The sequence below is a fragment of the Paenibacillus aurantius genome (genome assembly GCF_032268605.1).
GTDB lineage: Bacteria > Bacillota > Bacilli > Paenibacillales > NBRC-103111 > Paenibacillus_AO > Paenibacillus_AO aurantius.
Genome location: NZ_CP130318.1, coordinates 3,648,924 through 3,664,758 on the forward strand (window position 1 = coordinate 3,648,924; position 15,835 = coordinate 3,664,758).

A 15,835-nucleotide genomic window follows, 5' to 3' on the forward strand; every position below is an offset into this window, starting at 1 on the left:
GGGAATCCTACCGGGGGAACGCCGATTGGTCGGCTGGCTGGCCGTCCTGTTATGGCCCGTTGGGGCTTAAGCGCTGCTCGCTACCTTGCCAAGCAAATACACAAGCAGCTGCTGGTTATGAGAAGAAATTTTGCTCAAGTGGGACTCCACGAACTGACGGCGGATATCCAAGCCGCGTTGGCATTCCGTCTGGCCTTTCTCCGTCGCCATGACCCAAACGATTCTCCGGTCCTTCTCGTCTCTTTCCCTGACAATCAATCCGCTTTTCTCCATCCGGTCGAGAAGCGTAGTGATCGCGGCGGGGGTCGTCTCCAGATACTCGATGAAATCGGACGGCTTCATGCGTTCCTGAAGGTGCAGGTGCTCCAGTACGTTCAGCTGGCTTTCGGTCAGCGATGGGGTCAGCTGGGAATCCATGAAGCTCTTCATGTCTTTGGAAAGCTTGTGCCACAGCTTGATAAAATCCGTTGAATACATACCGTTATTCCTCCGATACCTTGTACTATTGGTTTTTCATAGCTCCATCATACCATCGGAGGAGCGCGAAAAAAAGGTTAAGTCAATTAATATTTTAATTCATTAATCGATAGAATCATGTAGCTTTTGACGGCATTCCACATATACTGTCAGTAGGCGCAATGACAAGGAGGAACATTTTATGCACCCGCTTACCCCTATGGACAAGGAAGAACTCTTATCCCGTGCCCGGGCCGAAGGATTAATCCAAAACGACCCGGACTGGATCCGTTCCCTGGAGGAACCGATGCCGGCCTGGGCCGTTCTGAATCTGGTTATGGCTCTTCTCGAGAAACTGAATCCCCCGAACGGAAGCTACGATTGAGGAAGCCGGAGCACATCCTTGACCGATTCGCCCTTTCCAAGAGGAACGAGGGTTCTACCTATGGAGCTTCGTTGTTCGATAGGGGTCTTCTCCGTGGAGTACGTATGCTTCTCTCCCGAACTGGTGACCACCATGAAATCAAAGGGCTCTTTCACAGCAAAGGCTTGAACGAGCTCGGTTCCGTTGGACTTGACCCGCTTGCCTTCCTTAAACTCGAACGTGAGGATGCCCTTGCCCCCGCGTCCCTGCTGAAGATAATCGCATAGGAGCGAACGCTTGGCATAGCCTTGATCCGATATCACGAGAAGCTCCCCTTCATCCGGATCGACCCACCCGGCACTGATCACTTCGTCATTCTCCTTCAGAGCAATTCCCCGTACCCCGGCCGCCGCGCGGCCCATCGGATTGACTTCCTCTTCCCGGAACCGGATGCTCATTCCCTGCTTGGTGACCAGCACGATCTCCTGATTCCCTTGGCTCAGCTGGACGTGGATGACCTCGTCTTTGTCCCCAACCTTGCAGGCTACGATCCCGCTGGATCGATTCGTGTAGTACTCTTTGAGTTCGGTCCGTTTTACCTGCCCCGTTTCGTCACGAAGACAAGGGACTTGCCCGCTGCCTGGAAGTCTTTAACCGGAATGACGCTAACGATCCGGTCATCCTTGGCTAACGGAATCACATTCACGATGGCCGTGCCGGTGTCCTTCCATTTGTACTCCGGTACTTGATGAACCGGCAGCACGAAGGATTGCCCGTTCTTCGTGAGAAGAAGGAGATTCTCGATCGTATTGACATCGAAGATGAAGCGGAGGTAGTCCCCCTCCTTCATTCCGGTGCTTCCGATTTCTCCGCCCGAGCGCGTAAAGGAAAGCTTGCTGGTTCGTTTCACATAGCCTTCATGCGTCAAGGCAACCAGCACGTCCTCCGGAGTGACCATAACCTCCAGGTTGACCTTTAGCTCTTCCACTTCTCCCTGGATCTCGGAACGGCGGTCGATTCCGTACTTATCGCGGATCTCCGTCAATTCCTCCTTGATAACCTTGATCAGCTTACGGGTGCTGCCCAAAATTCCTTGCAGGTAAGCGATCGTCCGTTGAACTTCCTTCAGTTCTTTCTCCAGGGAATGGATCTCCAGATTGGTCAGGCGGTACAGCTGCAGAACCAGGATGGCATCGGCTTGACGCTCCGTGAACCCGAACTGCTCGACCAGGTTCTTCTGGGCATCCTGCCGGTTTTTGGAGGCCTTGATCGTGGCGATGACTTCATCCAGGATGTTCAGGGCTTTCACGAGCCCCTCCAGCACATGAGCCCGGTCCTCGGCCTTCTCCAGCTCGTATTGGGAGCGGTGGGTCACCACTTCCTTCTGGTGCTCGATGTAAGCCTGAAGAATGTCGCGCACGCCAAGCTGCCGAGGCGTTTTGTTGACAATGGCCACCATGTTGAAGTTGTAAGCGACCTGAAGGTCCGTTTTCTTGTACAAGTAAGCGAGAATGCCCTGGGCATCCGCTTCCTTCTTCAGCTCGATGACGATCCGAAGCCCGTTACGGCCACTCTCGTCCCGAACCTCGGCAATCCCCTCCACTTTCTTCTCCAGCCGGATGTTCTCCATGACGGTTACGAGTCGGGATTTCACCACTTGGTAGGGAATCTCGGTGATGACGATCTGCTGCTTTCCTCCGCGCATGTCTTCAATAGCGGTCCGGGCCCGCAAATAAATCCGGCCCTTGCCGGTACGGAAGGCTTCCCGGATTCCCTCTTCACCCATGATGATGCCGCCCGTCGGGAAATCCGGTCCTTTGACGATCTCCATCAGCTGGTCGAGCTCCGTATCCGGATTCTCCATGAGCAAGATGCAAGCATTGATAACCTCCCGGAGATTATGGGGAGGAATTTCGGTGGCGAAGCCGGACGAAATCCCGCTTACTCCGTTAATCAGCAGGTTAGGAAACCGCGAAGGAAGGACCACGGGCTCTTTGTTGGTATTGTCGAAATTATCCTTGAACAGGACGGTCCGCTTCTCGATATCGCGCAGAAGCTCCATGGCGATAGGAGAAAGCCGGGCTTCCGTATAGCGCATGGCGGCCGCCGGATCATCGTCCATTGAGCCCCAGTTCCCGTGGCCGTCAATCAGCACGTGTCCCATTTTCCAAGGCTGGGCCATGCGGACCATTCCCTCGTATATGGAGGAGTCTCCGTGAGGATGGTAATTCCCCATGACGTCCCCTACCGTCTTGGCCGACTTGCGGTACGGCTTGTCCGGGGTGTTGCCGGCATCATACATGGAATACAGAATCCGGCGCTGAACCGGCTTAAGTCCGTCCCTGACATCGGGAATGGCCCGGTCCTGAATGATATATTTGGAATAGCGGCCGAACCGGTCGCTAACAATGTCCTCAAGAAAGGCGGGCAGAAATTCTTCCAGTGTTCCCATCTAACTACTCCCTTACTCCTCATATTCCGTAAAGTCCACGTTCTCGATAATCCAGCGCTTCCTCGGGTCCACTTTATCTCCCATAAGGGTGGTTACCCGGCGCTCCGCCTTCGCGGCGTCTTCGATCTGCACTTTGAAAAGAGTGCGCGATTCCGGATTCATCGTCGTTTCCCATAACTGATCCGGGTTCATCTCGCCCAGACCCTTATACCGCTGAAGCTCGAAATTACGACCGAACTCCTTCGTGATCTTCTGCAGGTCTTCATCGGAGAAGGCATATTTCTCCATCGTGTTCTTTCCGCTCTTCTTGGTTACCTTGTAAAGCGGGGGCTGGGCGATGTAAACGCGTCCCGCATCCACGAGCGGCTTCATATACCGGTAGAAGAAGGTCAGCAGAAGCACTTGAATGTGCGCCCCGTCGGTATCCGCATCCGTCATGATAATGATCTTGCCGTAATTGCTGCCCTCCTGCTCAAAGTCCGAGCCGACTCCCGCTCCGATAGCCGAAATGATCGCCTTGTATTCATCATTCTTAAGAATGTCGACCAGCTTCGCCTTCTCGGGGTTCATCGGCTTGCCCTTTAGCGGGAGAATGGCTTGGTGCTTGGAATCCCGCCCCTGCTTGGCGGAGCCCCCGGCCGAATCCCCCTCCACGATAAAGAGCTCGTTGCGCATATAATCCTTCGATTGCGCCGGGGTGAGCTTGCCGTTCAGGTTTGAGCTTTCGCTCCGGCCTTTCTTCCCGCTGCGCACTTCTTCCCGCGCTTTGCGAGCGGCTTCCCGTGCCTTCGCCGATTGAACAGCTTTCTTGAGAAGAAGCTGGCCTACGGAAGGATTCTCCTCCAGGAAGACGGCCATCTTCTCCGACACAACGGCGTCGACGGCGCTTCTGGCCGAGGAACTGCCCAGCTGATCCTTCGTCTGGCCGACGAATTCCACTTCGCCCATCTTAATATTGATGACGGCCATCATTCCTTCCCGGAGATCCGCGCCGTCCAGGTTCTTGTCCTTCTCCCGGAGGATGCCCGCCTTGCGGGCGTAATCGTTCATGACCCGGGTAAAGGCTGTCTTGAAGCCGGTCTCGTGGGTTCCGCCCCCGCGGGTCGGGATGGAGTTTACGAACGAAGCAAGAGTCTCGGTGTACCCGTCATTATACTGAAGGGCTACCTCCACCTCGATATCGTCTTTCTCGGCCTGGAAGTGGACGACGTCGTGCAGGACCGTCTTCTCTTCGTTCAGGAACTGGACGAATTGGCTCGCTCCCCCGTCATACTGGAAGATATCTTCCTTGCCTGTCCGTTCGTCTTTGATCGTGACTTTCAAGCCCGAGTTCAGGAAGGCAATCTCCTGCAGCCGCTCCGCCAGCGTATCGTAGTTAACGTTAATGCCGCCCTGGAACACTCTTTTGTCCGGCTTGAAGGTGATGCGCGAACCCGTCTGGCGGGTATTGCCGATGATCTCGAGTCCGGTCACCGGCTCTCCCACATGCTCCTTGCCGTCCTTGTCGACCCAATACTCGAACCGCTGTCGGTGGATTTTGCCGTCGCGGTATATGTCGACCTGGAGCCATTCGGACAGCGCATTGGTTACTGACGCCCCGACCCCATGCAGGCCACCGGACTTCTTGTAGCCGGAACCGCCGAATTTCCCTCCCGCATGAAGAATGGTGAAGACAACCTGCGGCGTCGGGATCCCCATCTTGTGCATGCCGGTCGGAATGCCCCGCCCGTTATCGAACACCGTGATGGATTGGTCCTTATGGATCGTGACCTCGATAGCGGAAGCATGCTTCGCGAGATGCTCGTCCACCGCGTTGTCCACGATTTCCCATACCAGATGGTGAAGCCCGGAAGTGCCCGTGCTGCCGATGTACATCCCCGGTCTTTTGCGGACGGCCGTCAGCCCTTCCAGTACTTGTATGTCATCCGCATCGTACTTTCCCGACTTCGGATTCGCTTGTTCCTCAAAAAGATTTAACTGCTCGGCCATCCAAACAGCCTCCTATATCTCTAAAATGACCTTAGATCCTCCAGGGAGGATCTCCATAACAAGAACGCTTGTTCTTATAGTTTACCCTAATATATCCCTTTTCGTAAACACCCGGAAGGCGATCGCCAGCCCGGCCAGCCCCCAAATAGAGAGAACCGTCAGGGAAAAGGCAAGATTCAATCCCGGAACCGGGGGAAGAGTGGCGTTCATGTAGGATACCAAATCCAGGTTAATCATAAACAAATATTTGGCGCTTTCCCACGAAGAAACCATGTTCGTCAGAATGGTTCCCGCAATCAGCGTCGCTAGCATGATGCCCATTCCCGCCGCCGTGCTTCGAACCAATACCGATACCATCAGCGTCAGGCAGGCTACCACCGTGCAGCTGAACCAGGCCAGCCCGAACTCCATGATGAGATACAGCCATTGCGGTACGACGTGAACCTTCTCGGTGCTGAGTTCATCACCGGTCACCTGATAGCCGGTCAGCACCGGCATGTCCCAACCACCATAGCCGAAAACGAGCCCGGAGATCAAATAAGACAGCACTCCCGTCGACAAAAGGATGAGCGAGACGAACAGAAGGAGCGAGACCAGCTTACTCATGAGAATTTTCCATCTTCTGACGGGCCGTGTCAAGAGCAGCTTCATCGTACCGGTCGACTGCTCGGAGGAACGAGGTCGGAAGCGACCACCGCACAAGCAGTGGAAGGAAAAGGGAAATCGAATTTTTTAAGAAATCCCGGGTAAAAGTTACCCCGTTAGGAGACGAAGGATCGACGTTTTTATCAAGCGAATATTGGAGCCTCTGGATCTCGACGCGGCGCCACTTTTTCCAGTCCTCGGGAATGTTGTTGCTGAGCCCGTTCGTCAAATCCGTAATCCGCTTGTTGACGGATACACGCCAATCGGTCGTTCCCAGCTGCTTGCGGGTATTCTCCGCGACCTTCATCTGGGCGTAGGTAAAGATGGGGATGAGAATAAGAATGATAAGGAGGACGACGAGAAACCGGCGTTTCTTCAGCATCTTGATTGTTTCGTTCTTAACAAGCGGATACAAGCTAACCAATCTTCTCACCCTCCGTCAGCCGCAGGAACAGATCTTCCAACGTGGGATTTTTAATCACGATTGAATAGACGTCAGTCCCGGCCTGAACCAGTTTCCGGTTAAGGTCAGGAATTCGGTCGGCGGGCATCAGCGTGACGATCTCCGAGGTTTCGGCCGTAAGAACCCCGGGTTCTTCCTCTCCCTGAGTATCAGCCGACGGCTCGGCATATTCCCGCAGCAGCGGCCAGGCTTCACGATAAGGAGCCACCTTCCAGACCACCGTGCTTTCGGACTGCTGAATCAGCTCCTTCACTTCCCCTACGGCAATCACGCTGCCATGACTGATAATGGCCACCCGGTCGCACATCAGCTGGATTTCGCTCAGCAGGTGGCTCGACACAAAGACACTTAGCCCCGTGGCGGCCAAGCGGCGGATAAACTCCCGCATTTCCTTAATTCCTTGCGGATCCAGGCCATTGGTAGGCTCATCCAGAATCAGTAGCTTAGGATACCCGAGCAAAGCCTGGGCAATACCTAGTCTCTGCCGCATCCCGAGGGAATACGTTTTGACCTTGTCGTGAATCCGCTGGTCCATCCCCACAATCTCGACGACTTCCTGAATTCGCTCGCGCCCGACGTTAGGGAACATTCTGGCAAAATGCTCCAGGTTCTCCAACCGGACAAATACCCGTACAGCTCAGGATTTTCCACGATGCATCCGACATGAACGAGCGCTTCTTCCGGCTTCTCTCCGACAGGGATTCCGCAAATGGATATCGTACCCTCCGTCGGACGGATCAAGTTCACGAGCATACGGATCGTTGTCGTTTTACCGGAGCCATTCGGTCCGAGAAAGCCGAAAACCTCGCCTGCCCTCACATCGAAGGAAATGCCTTTGATGATTAAGCGGTCTTTTATTTTCTTTTTTAACCCATGAACGGACAGAATCACTTCCTTCTCCATGGCTTACGGCCCCTCCCTCTATTCCAGTACCTGCCGAACCCGTTCGGCCATGCGGGCATAGCCTTCCTGGTTAGGATGGTAATGATCGTTATACAAGTACTTCAAGAGATTCTGCTGAAACAGATCATAGGTCGGCACAACGGTAATGTTCGAATACCTGTTGGCGCTCCGGAATGCGGCATCGGCAAAATCTTGTACCGCCTTCGAGCCTTTGCGATCGGGATCCACATCGAGAAAAGGATGATAGAACATGGTGTAGACGATTTTGGCTTTCGGATTGAGCTCCGCGATTCTTGCGAAGATTTTATCCAGTCTGGCGGTCGCTTCCGGTAAATTTTTGGCCAGGCTGTCCATGTCGATGTTGAGCTCACCCTTGCTGTTCAGAATGTTGTTCCCGTTCACCCCGGTACGGAAAATATCGTTGCCGCCTATGGTGAGAAGGATGACATTGGACTGCTTGATAAAGTCGGGGAGCTGGCTTCCCGGTTTGTTAAGCGAATCGAGAAGCTGCTGGGTGGTCGAGCCGATTACCGCATAGTTCCAGACGAAAACCTCTTTCTTAAGATCCTTGGCCAGCCCTTCCTTTACCCGTTCGACATAGCCTTTCCCCGAGGTGTCCCCCGTTCCTTTCGTAAGCGAATCCCCCAGCGCCAAAATTTGAATTTTGGAGGAGTCCAGAGCATTTTGCTGAGGCTGCGGGGTCGGGGCGGGGGCTTGTCCCAATTCCGTCGGTTTCGGATTGAGGGTCGTTTGAACGGCATACACGAAGCCGAACAGAAAGAGCAGAGTGGACAGCAAGCCGATGGCGCCCGCTGTTCGCCACAGCAGCCGGGTGGATTTCATGACACTTCCCTCCATCTACCGTATCTTGGATTAAATTTATTATAAGAGTAAAGCTTCGCTCTTTAATTTGCAAATCACCTCTGCGCGGCGCCAATAAAAAAAGACAGCCGCGGTTTCTCCGCAGCTGTCGGTATTAATGATTTATTGCCCCGCCGCTTCACTGAGGAACCGGTACTGGGCCTGAATCAATCCATAGTAGATTCCCTGCTTGTGCATCAGATCCTCGTGACTGCCGGATTCCATCATTTTGCCATGGTCCAGCACCACGATGTTGTCCGCATGGCGGATGGTAGACAGCCGGTGGGCAATGATGAACGACGTTCTGCCGTGAAGGAGCGTTTTCAGCGCTTCCTGGATTTTCAGCTCCGTCTCGGTGTCGATGCTCGCCGTCGCCTCATCCAGAATGAGGACACGGGGATCGGCGAGGAGCGCGCGGGCGAAGGAGAGAAGCTGCCGCTGCCCCATGGACAGGATGTTGCCCCGCTCCTGTACTTCCGTATCGTAGCCGTTCGGCAGACTCACGATGAAATCGTGAGCGTGGACAGCCTTGGCGGCCGCCTCCACCTCGGCATCCGTCGCTTCCAGCCGGCCGAACCGGATGTTGTCCCGGATCGTCCCGGAGAAGATGAACGTATCCTGAAGCACAATGCCCACTTGGGACCTCAGGCTCTGAATCGTCACATCACGGATATCGTGGCCGTCGATTAGAACTCTTCCTTCGACCGGGTCGTAGAACCGGCACAGCAGATTGATGATGGTGCTCTTGCCGGAGCCTGTATGCCCAACGAGCGCTATCGATTGGCCGGCATGAACCTTCAGGTTGAACCGGTGCAGCGCCGGACGGCCGGGCTCGTACTCGAATACGACATGGTCGAATTGAATATGGCCTTGAATGCTCGGAAGCGCAGGCGCATTCCCTTTTTCCGCAACCGTAGGCTCTTCGTCGATAAATTCAAAGATGCGTTCCGACGATGCCATGGCGATGAGAAGCTGGGAATACATTTGACCGAGCCGGTTAATCGGCTCCCAGAAATGCCCGATATAGGTAGCGAAGCCGACCAATACCCCGATGGAGACTTCCCCATTCTGCACGAGCTTGGCGCCATACCAGAACAGAATGCAATACCCGATCGCGCCTGTGACTTCGATAATCGGCCCGAAGCTCTGATTAAGAGCCGATGCCTTGTTCCAGGCCACGCGGTTAACCCCGTTCATGTTGCTGAAGAACTTCATGTTTTCCTTTTCCTGCGTGTAGGCCTGGGTTACCCTCATGCCCTGGATGCTTTCGTTTAGATGCGCGTTGATTCTCGAGTTCTTCATCCGCACATCCTGCCAGGCGAGCCGGATTCTTTTGCGCAAGGTGGTCGAGACCATAAACATAAGGGGAACCGTCAGCATGATCGCGAGCCCCAGCTTCACGTTAAAGGTCAGCAGAATCACGATGATTCCTAGCAGCTGGACACAGTCGATCAGCACGTTCACGACCCCGTTGGTAAAAAGATCCTGCAGCGAATTGACGTCGTTCGTAATGCGGACCAACACCGAGCCGGCCGGCCGCTTGTCGAAGAAGCGGAAGGACAGCCGCTGGATATGGCTGAACAAATCATGCCGAAGGTCGTAAATGACCCGCTGTCCGATCATGTTAGTATACCGGATCCGGTAATTGCCCGCCAGCCACTGAATGAGGTAAGCGGCCGCCATGCTACCGACGAAGATATAGAGCAGCTTCAGGTTTTTATCTTCTAAGGCATGGTCGATGGCAAAGGAAATCAGCATGGGAATGGCCAGCTTCGTCATGGTCACAAGCAGCATGCTGAGCAGGATAATCGGAAGCATCTGCTTGCTGTACGGCTTCATGTAAGTGCCGAGCCGCCGGATTTGGCTCCAGTTAAAGGGCTTTTCGATGGCGTCGTCGTCCTGATATACGAACCGCTCTTGCTTGGTTTCCTTGCTCTCTTCTGCGGTTCCCTTCTGGTTAGGCTTGTTCGCGGTACTCAATTGGCCATCCTCCGTTCGGCTTGGGGAGCCGCTTTGGGCTCCGGTTTATCGGCGTATTGGATATCGAAGGTTTCCCGGTAAGGGCCCGGCTGGCCCAGCAGCTCCTCGTGGGATCCCCGCTGAACGACTTTTCCTTCGTCGAGAACAAGGATCTCATCGGCGTGACGCAGCGAGGAAATCCGGTGAGCAATAATGAATACTGTCCGGCCCGCCATCAATTCCCGGAAGCCGGCTTGGATTTCGTGCTCGGTTTCCATATCGACGGCGCTTGTCGCGTCATCGAGGATGAGGATTTTCGGATCCTTCAGCAGGGCGCGGGCAATGGCAATCCTCTGCTTCTGGCCGCCCGACAGGCCCATTCCCCTCTCCCCTACGATCGTGTCATAGCCCAAGGGGAGCTCCATAATGAAATCATGAGCTTTGGCCAGCTTTGCCGCCTTGATAATATCCTCCATAGACACATCGCGGTTGCCGTAGGAGATATTGTTGCGGATGGAGGAAGAGAACAGGAACGTTTCCTGGAACACGACCGCGATTTGCTTCCGCAGACTGTCCAAGGTAATATCATTGATGTTGACCCCGTCGAGCGTGATGCTTCCTTCCCGGACATTGTAAGCCCTCATCAGAAGCTGGATGACCGTCGACTTGCCGGCCCCCGTGCCTCCGAGCAATCCGATCACCGTTCCGGCAGGAGCATCAAGGTTCAGATTGGTAATGGCAGCCGGCTTATCGGGATAATGGAAGGTCACGTTGTTGAACTTCACATGTCCTTTTACCGACTCGCTCTTGAGTTCCAGAGCGTTCTCTTTGTTCTTAACATGAACGTACTGGTGAAGAATCTCCAGAATCCGTTCACCGGATGCTTTGGATTGGGTGAAATTGTTAATATGAAAGCCGATTCCCCACATGGGGCCGATGATATACCAGATCAAGCTGAAGAACGCGACCAGTTCACCGGTGGTCATGCTTTCCTTGATAACCATATAGCCGCCGGTTCCGAGCAGAACGACGACACTTAAATTCGCAAACAGCTCCATAGCGGGAAAATACTTGGCCCATATATAAGACGTCGTGATATTGTTCGTCTTGTACTCTTCGCTGCGGATCGAGAACTTCTCTACCTCATGAGGCTCCCGGGCAAAGGATTTGACTGTACGGACACCCGTGATGTTCTCCTGCACCGCGGTGGTCATGCTGCTCATGGACTGCCGGATGCTCCGGAAAGCGGGATGAATCTTGCTCTCGAATTTAACGGCGGTGAAGGCTAAGAAAGGCATAGTGACCATCGTAAGCAGCGTCAGCTTCCAGTTGATCGCGAACATCATGCCGCAGCCGAAGACCAGCATTAGCACCACATTGACGATTTGGGCGAAGCCGAAGCCGATAAACTGGCGGATCGCTTCCAGGTCGGCGGTTAAACGGGACATCAGGTCCCCGGTTCTCGCTTTGTCATAATACTGGAAGGACAGAAACTGAAGCTTCTCGTACAGCGCATTTCTCAGGTTGAAAGCGACCCGGTTTCCGAGCCTTCCCCCAAGAAAACCGTGGATAAATTGTAAAAAGCCTTTTAGCGTCACCACTCCGACGACTAACAAGGCTAACGTAGGGACCGTCTGAAATTGTCTCGGCTTGATGACATCATCAATGAGATAGCGCAAAAGGTTAGGATAAACCAAGCCTAATGCCGTAGCGCACATTAAACAAAAAATAGATGAAAATAACAACTTTCGTTCCGACCAATAAAACTCCTTCAGCTGCCTAAATACATTCATGATGAGCCCCCCGCTCGATTACCCCATTAAATTTACCGGGCCGCCTCTGGAAGTCTAACCAAAAGTCGCCAGGTATTCCATAACATTTATGAATATTAACACCTTACCTGGCAACCTTCAACGAGGGGAATCCACCATAATTCCGTATATATCCGATAGAACACAGAAAAACCGCAGACAATCTGCGGTTCTCTTTTAAATCATCGGAATCCCCGGGTATCACTCCAGCATCTTTCCGATTTGAATTTGTTTCTGCTGAAGCCCGTTCAAGTCAACTTTCATCTCCAACGCGCTCTTCATTCCTTCGTAGTGCTCAGCTGCCGATTCCGTCAAAAGGGACCGCTGATTCTGGCGGGCCTCCACGTATTGGGCTGCGTATTCGGTCTCGAATTCCTCTCTGTGCTTGTCAACGAATAGCTGGATCCAACCGTTGAAATCCGTTTCCAGTACGCTTCTGAGCTTCTGCTTGCCCTCCCCTTCGAAAAAGGCTTTGGCGTTCCGGTAATAGCCCGCCAGCCTCTTGATATCGGCTTCTCCTGCCTCTATCTGCTCCCGAACCTGCGGGGTGCGGAAAGCCGGCACCGGATAGTCCATTCCCGGATAAGTTGCCATTCGGGAGTGAAGCACGGCTTCATCGGAAGCAAACTGCTTGGCCAAGCTCTTGTTTAAATAGGACTCGATGCGCAGCGTGGTCGCCAGCACTTCTTGAGACAGGTCATAGGAAACGAGCCTCACGAGCTCGAACCAGGAGGAGCGCAGCGCCTGCTTGATATCCCGGCCGTCATCCTGAAGGGAGGAAGGATTAAACGCCATGGAATACAGCTCCCCGAAGCGGAAGGACAGACGCTGCTTTACATAATACAGCAGCTCCTCAATCTCCTTCGTCAGCTCCTGCCGCCAATAAGGAGCTTCCCGGTCCTGGATCATCGTCAAAGCTTCCGAGTAGGCCGCGTTCAGGTCCCCTAGCTGCGCCTGCCGCTGCTCCTCGCTTTCTTGGGAGCGGCCGATCCATTCCTGAAGCTGCGCAGACGCCCGTGTAAGCTCCTGACGGGCCGAGCGCTCCGCCATGTCGGTCAGTTCCCCGAGGGTGAAGCGGATAAAGTCCTCCTCAAAGACTGTGATTCCGGATTGCTGCAGCATCCGGCCGTCCCCGCTTTGCTTCGCCTGAACGGCGAGCTGGCTTGAGACGGGATACATCCGGGGATTTCGAACTCCGTGCTTGACCAGATTGTCCTCCACATGACGGATGACCTGGCCAAGCTCTTCTTCATCCGCCGCGAGGTCCGAAGCATTGACGAGGAAGAACATTTTGTCCAGCTCGAAGGCATCCTTCACCCGGCCCAGTTGGAGTAGAAACTCCCGGTCCGCCTGGGAGAAGGCGTGGTTGTAGTAGGTTACGAACAGAATGGCATCCGCGTTCTTGATGTAGTTGAAAGCCACCCCGGTATGCCGGGCATTGATGGAATCGGCTCCGGGCGTATCGACGAATACAATCCCTTGATCCGTCAAAGGGTTGGAATAGTGCAGGCCGATCGTTTCCACAAAGCAGGATTTGCTCTCGTCCGCTACATACTCGGCAAACTCGTTCAGACCTACCGTCTTTTCCTGCCCCAGGTGCTCCTTCGCCTGCTCCCAGCCTTTGTTAACCGCCTGAAGAAAAGAATAGTGAGGCTTTCCGGCCTCCGTCACCCGATCCGGGGTCAGGCCGCGGATGCTTCTTAAGCTGTCCTCCCAGCCGCCTCCCTCCACTCCTAGTACTTTCAAGGAGTGCTGAACCTCATCCAGCATATAAGCAGGGGACTTCATCCTTACCACAACCGTCCCATGCGGGTGCTCCTGGTCTACGGGAAGAATCATATTAATAGCCGCCGTTGTCGGATTAGGCGAAACCGGCAGAATTCTTTCCCCGAGAAGCGCATTGGCAAACGAGGATTTGCCTGCGCTGAACGCACCGAACAACGCGATCGTAAACCGGTTCTTCTCCAGCCTTTCCGCTTTATCAAGCATGGAGCGAACTTGCGATTTCATCGCCGGAATCTCCTGGAGCAGGTGAGCCGCTTCCTTCAGGCGGCCTGCGGATGATTCCAACCTGCCCCGGTGATGCCGGTCCGTCAGAAGCGAAGTCGTCCGGGAGGCAGCCGCCTGGGGAGGCTCCTCTGTCAGCACGGCGACAGAGGAAGCCGCCTTCCGTTCTGCCGCCGCTCCCGTTTCCGCGGCCGGCCAAGATTTACCGGCTTCTGTACCCGGGGCTTTCCCCGGCACCTCACGGTAATCTTCCGGATGAGGAAGACGCGGAGCGTGCTCCTCCCCTGTTCCGGCTAACGCCGCTTTCACTTGGTTAAGTTGAGTCTGTTCTTCCTGCTCCAGCTCCTGCAGCTTCCGGTAAGAGGCAAGCTTACCTTCCAGCCTTTTGAGCTCCTTCTCCAGCGCATCCGCTTCGGAGAGGGAAGAACGCTCGACGGCCGCCCGCAGCTTTTCGAGCAGCTCCATGGCCATTTTGCGGTAATCGGACTTGATTTCCGAAGCCATCAGCTTGGAATAGGTCATGGTGTACTCGTTGGAGAAGACCGCCCCAGTACTCACCAGCCCGCTAAGCGTATCAGGAGTCAGCTCTACGTGTAGGGCCTCCGCTTCTCCGGGCAGTCTGGCCTCTCCGGGAGCATAGGCGTTTACGAGCTTCTTGAGGTAATCCTTAAGATGCCATTCCAGGGCCGCTGTGACTTTTCCGCTGAAATCTTCGTGCAGAGCCGCCAGTCTGGCCTCGCTTTCCCTTTGATTTTTGGCGGCGCTGGCAAACCAGCCTGTCTTGAAGCCCGGCCTGCGGCTCTCCAGATAATGATGGGCCAGATCCCGGGTTGGAGCAGGAATGAGGTTGGCATTTTCCACGATGCTGTTAATTTCTTTCTTCCACTCGTTAAAAAGTGCCACCGGCTTCTGCCGTTCGTCAGAAAGCTGCTTGGCCAACTTGTCGTAAAGAGCTGGAAGAGAACCTCCCTCCCCCTGCTCGGCGTCCGCGGCCTGTTGAAGAGAAAGTTTCTCTTCCCGGTTGCTGTCCGTCAGGTAAGCGGCATGCTGGGCGACCAAATGAAACGCCGACCGGCGGACACTCCAGTCCCGCAGGGGCTCGGCTTCTTTCATGAGACGGTCCAGCAGCCAGACCAGCTTGGAGAATTCATTGTGGGGATGATCCGGCTGCCGAAGAGACAAATAAAGGATTCCATCGGGGACGATGTTCCATCCGGCAAAAGCCTCTTCCACGCTTCTTCGGTACTGCTCAAACGACAGCTCGGCTTCCCGGTGCTTGTCAATCTGATTGATAATCAGATAGAGGGGCTTTCCCCAATCCTTCAGCATTTTCGTAAAAACCAAATTCATTTCGGATTGAACGTGATTGTAATCCATGACGTAGAACACCACATCCGCCAGATGAAGCGCCGATTCCGTCGCCATCTTATGGGCATCGTCGGTGGAATCGATACCCGGGGTATCCAGAAGCGCCGTATGGCCCTTGAGCAAGGGAATCGGATGGTGAATCTCCACCGATTCGATGTCGGTTCCATTCTTGCAGTAGGCGTCCAGTTCCTCCAGCGGGATCCGCTCCTCTGCCGCCCCGCTCCCTTCCGAACCGGCTCGATGGATGATCGCCGACGCCTCGCCATTGCGGATCGTCACCACATTGGCGCTGGTGGGAATCGGGCTGGAGGGCAGAAGCCGGGTTCCGCACAGCTTGTTAATCATACTGGATTTGCCTGCCGAGAAATGGCCGCAGAAGGCCACATAAAGCTCCTTCTCCTCCAGCTTCTTTCTTAACTCCCCCATCTTCTCGGCGTTACCTTTGTCTCCCGCCTGCCTCATTGAATCGGCGGCCCGGGAGATTGCTTGTGAATTCATTTCCCATTCTCCTCTACCCGTCTGTAACGAAATCTTCCCGTAACAAGGAAAAAGCAGCC

At 54.4% G+C, this 15,835-nt stretch carries 7 protein-coding genes and 3 pseudogenes; 1 reads left to right on the forward strand and 9 read right to left on the reverse strand.

What is annotated here, in order from left to right:
* Positions 1-66: 66 nt before the first annotated feature.
* On the reverse strand, positions 67-477 hold the full coding sequence (locus MJA45_RS16345; RefSeq protein ID WP_315602983.1) for a MarR family winged helix-turn-helix transcriptional regulator: 411 nt from the start codon (positions 475-477) through the stop codon (positions 67-69).
* A 181-nt stretch (positions 478-658) separates the two neighbouring features.
* Here MJA45_RS16345 and MJA45_RS16350 point away from each other — a divergent pair, with 181 nt between their 5' ends.
* Complete coding sequence (locus MJA45_RS16350) at positions 659-841, forward strand: hypothetical protein (RefSeq protein WP_315602984.1); 183 nt, start codon at positions 659-661, stop codon at positions 839-841.
* On the opposite strand, the pseudogene gyrA reads toward MJA45_RS16350, so the two are convergent.
* From gyrA to MJA45_RS16390, 8 genes and pseudogenes are all read right to left on the reverse strand, one after another.
* Positions 832-3,272: pseudogene (gene gyrA, locus MJA45_RS16355) on the reverse strand (DNA gyrase subunit A). The gene MJA45_RS16350 and the pseudogene gyrA sit on opposite strands and share 10 nt — an antisense overlap.
* A gap of 12 nt (positions 3,273-3,284) precedes the next feature.
* Positions 3,285-5,261, reverse strand: coding sequence for a DNA topoisomerase IV subunit B (gene parE, locus MJA45_RS16360; RefSeq protein ID WP_315602985.1), 1,977 nt, complete (start codon positions 5,259-5,261; stop codon positions 3,285-3,287).
* A gap of 81 nt (positions 5,262-5,342) precedes the next feature.
* Positions 5,343-6,330, reverse strand: a pseudogene (locus tag MJA45_RS16365) (ABC transporter permease).
* Positions 6,323-7,272, reverse strand: a pseudogene (locus MJA45_RS16370) (ABC transporter ATP-binding protein). Before MJA45_RS16370 ends, MJA45_RS16365 begins: the two co-directional pseudogenes overlap by 8 nt.
* Before the next feature lie 18 nt (positions 7,273-7,290).
* On the reverse strand, positions 7,291-8,115 hold the full coding sequence (locus tag MJA45_RS16375; protein WP_315602986.1) for a GSCFA domain-containing protein: 825 nt from the start codon (positions 8,113-8,115) through the stop codon (positions 7,291-7,293).
* A gap of 141 nt (positions 8,116-8,256) precedes the next feature.
* Positions 8,257-10,113: an ABC transporter ATP-binding protein gene (locus MJA45_RS16380; RefSeq protein ID WP_315602987.1), complete on the reverse strand. Its 1,857-nt coding sequence runs from the start codon at positions 10,111-10,113 to the stop codon at positions 8,257-8,259.
* Entirely contained in the window at positions 10,110-11,885 is a 1,776-nt protein-coding gene (locus tag MJA45_RS16385) for an ABC transporter ATP-binding protein (RefSeq protein WP_315602988.1), read from the reverse strand. The genes MJA45_RS16380 and MJA45_RS16385 overlap by 4 nt, the downstream gene beginning before the upstream one ends.
* Before the next feature lie 219 nt (positions 11,886-12,104).
* Positions 12,105-15,776, reverse strand: a complete 3,672-nt coding sequence (locus MJA45_RS16390; protein ID WP_315602989.1) for a dynamin family protein — start codon at positions 15,774-15,776, stop codon at positions 12,105-12,107.
* Positions 15,777-15,835: the final 59 nt, after the last annotated feature.

Bases quoted from the DNA above. Each gene is read 5' to 3' on its own strand.
- MJA45_RS16345 (WP_315602983.1), bottom strand. From the start codon at position 477: ATGTATTCAACGGATTTTATCAAGCTGTGGCACAAGCTTTCCAAAGAC.
- MJA45_RS16350 (WP_315602984.1), top strand. From the start codon at position 659: ATGCACCCGCTTACCCCTATGGACAAGGAAGAACTCTTATCCCGTGCC.
- parE (WP_315602985.1), bottom strand. From the start codon at position 5,261: ATGGCCGAGCAGTTAAATCTTTTTGAGGAACAAGCGAATCCGAAGTCG.
- MJA45_RS16375 (WP_315602986.1), bottom strand. From the start codon at position 8,115: ATGAAATCCACCCGGCTGCTGTGGCGAACAGCGGGCGCCATCGGCTTG.
- MJA45_RS16385 (WP_315602988.1), bottom strand. From the start codon at position 11,885: ATGAATGTATTTAGGCAGCTGAAGGAGTTTTATTGGTCGGAACGAAAG.
- MJA45_RS16390 (WP_315602989.1), bottom strand. From the start codon at position 15,776: ATGAATTCACAAGCAATCTCCCGGGCCGCCGATTCAATGAGGCAGGCG.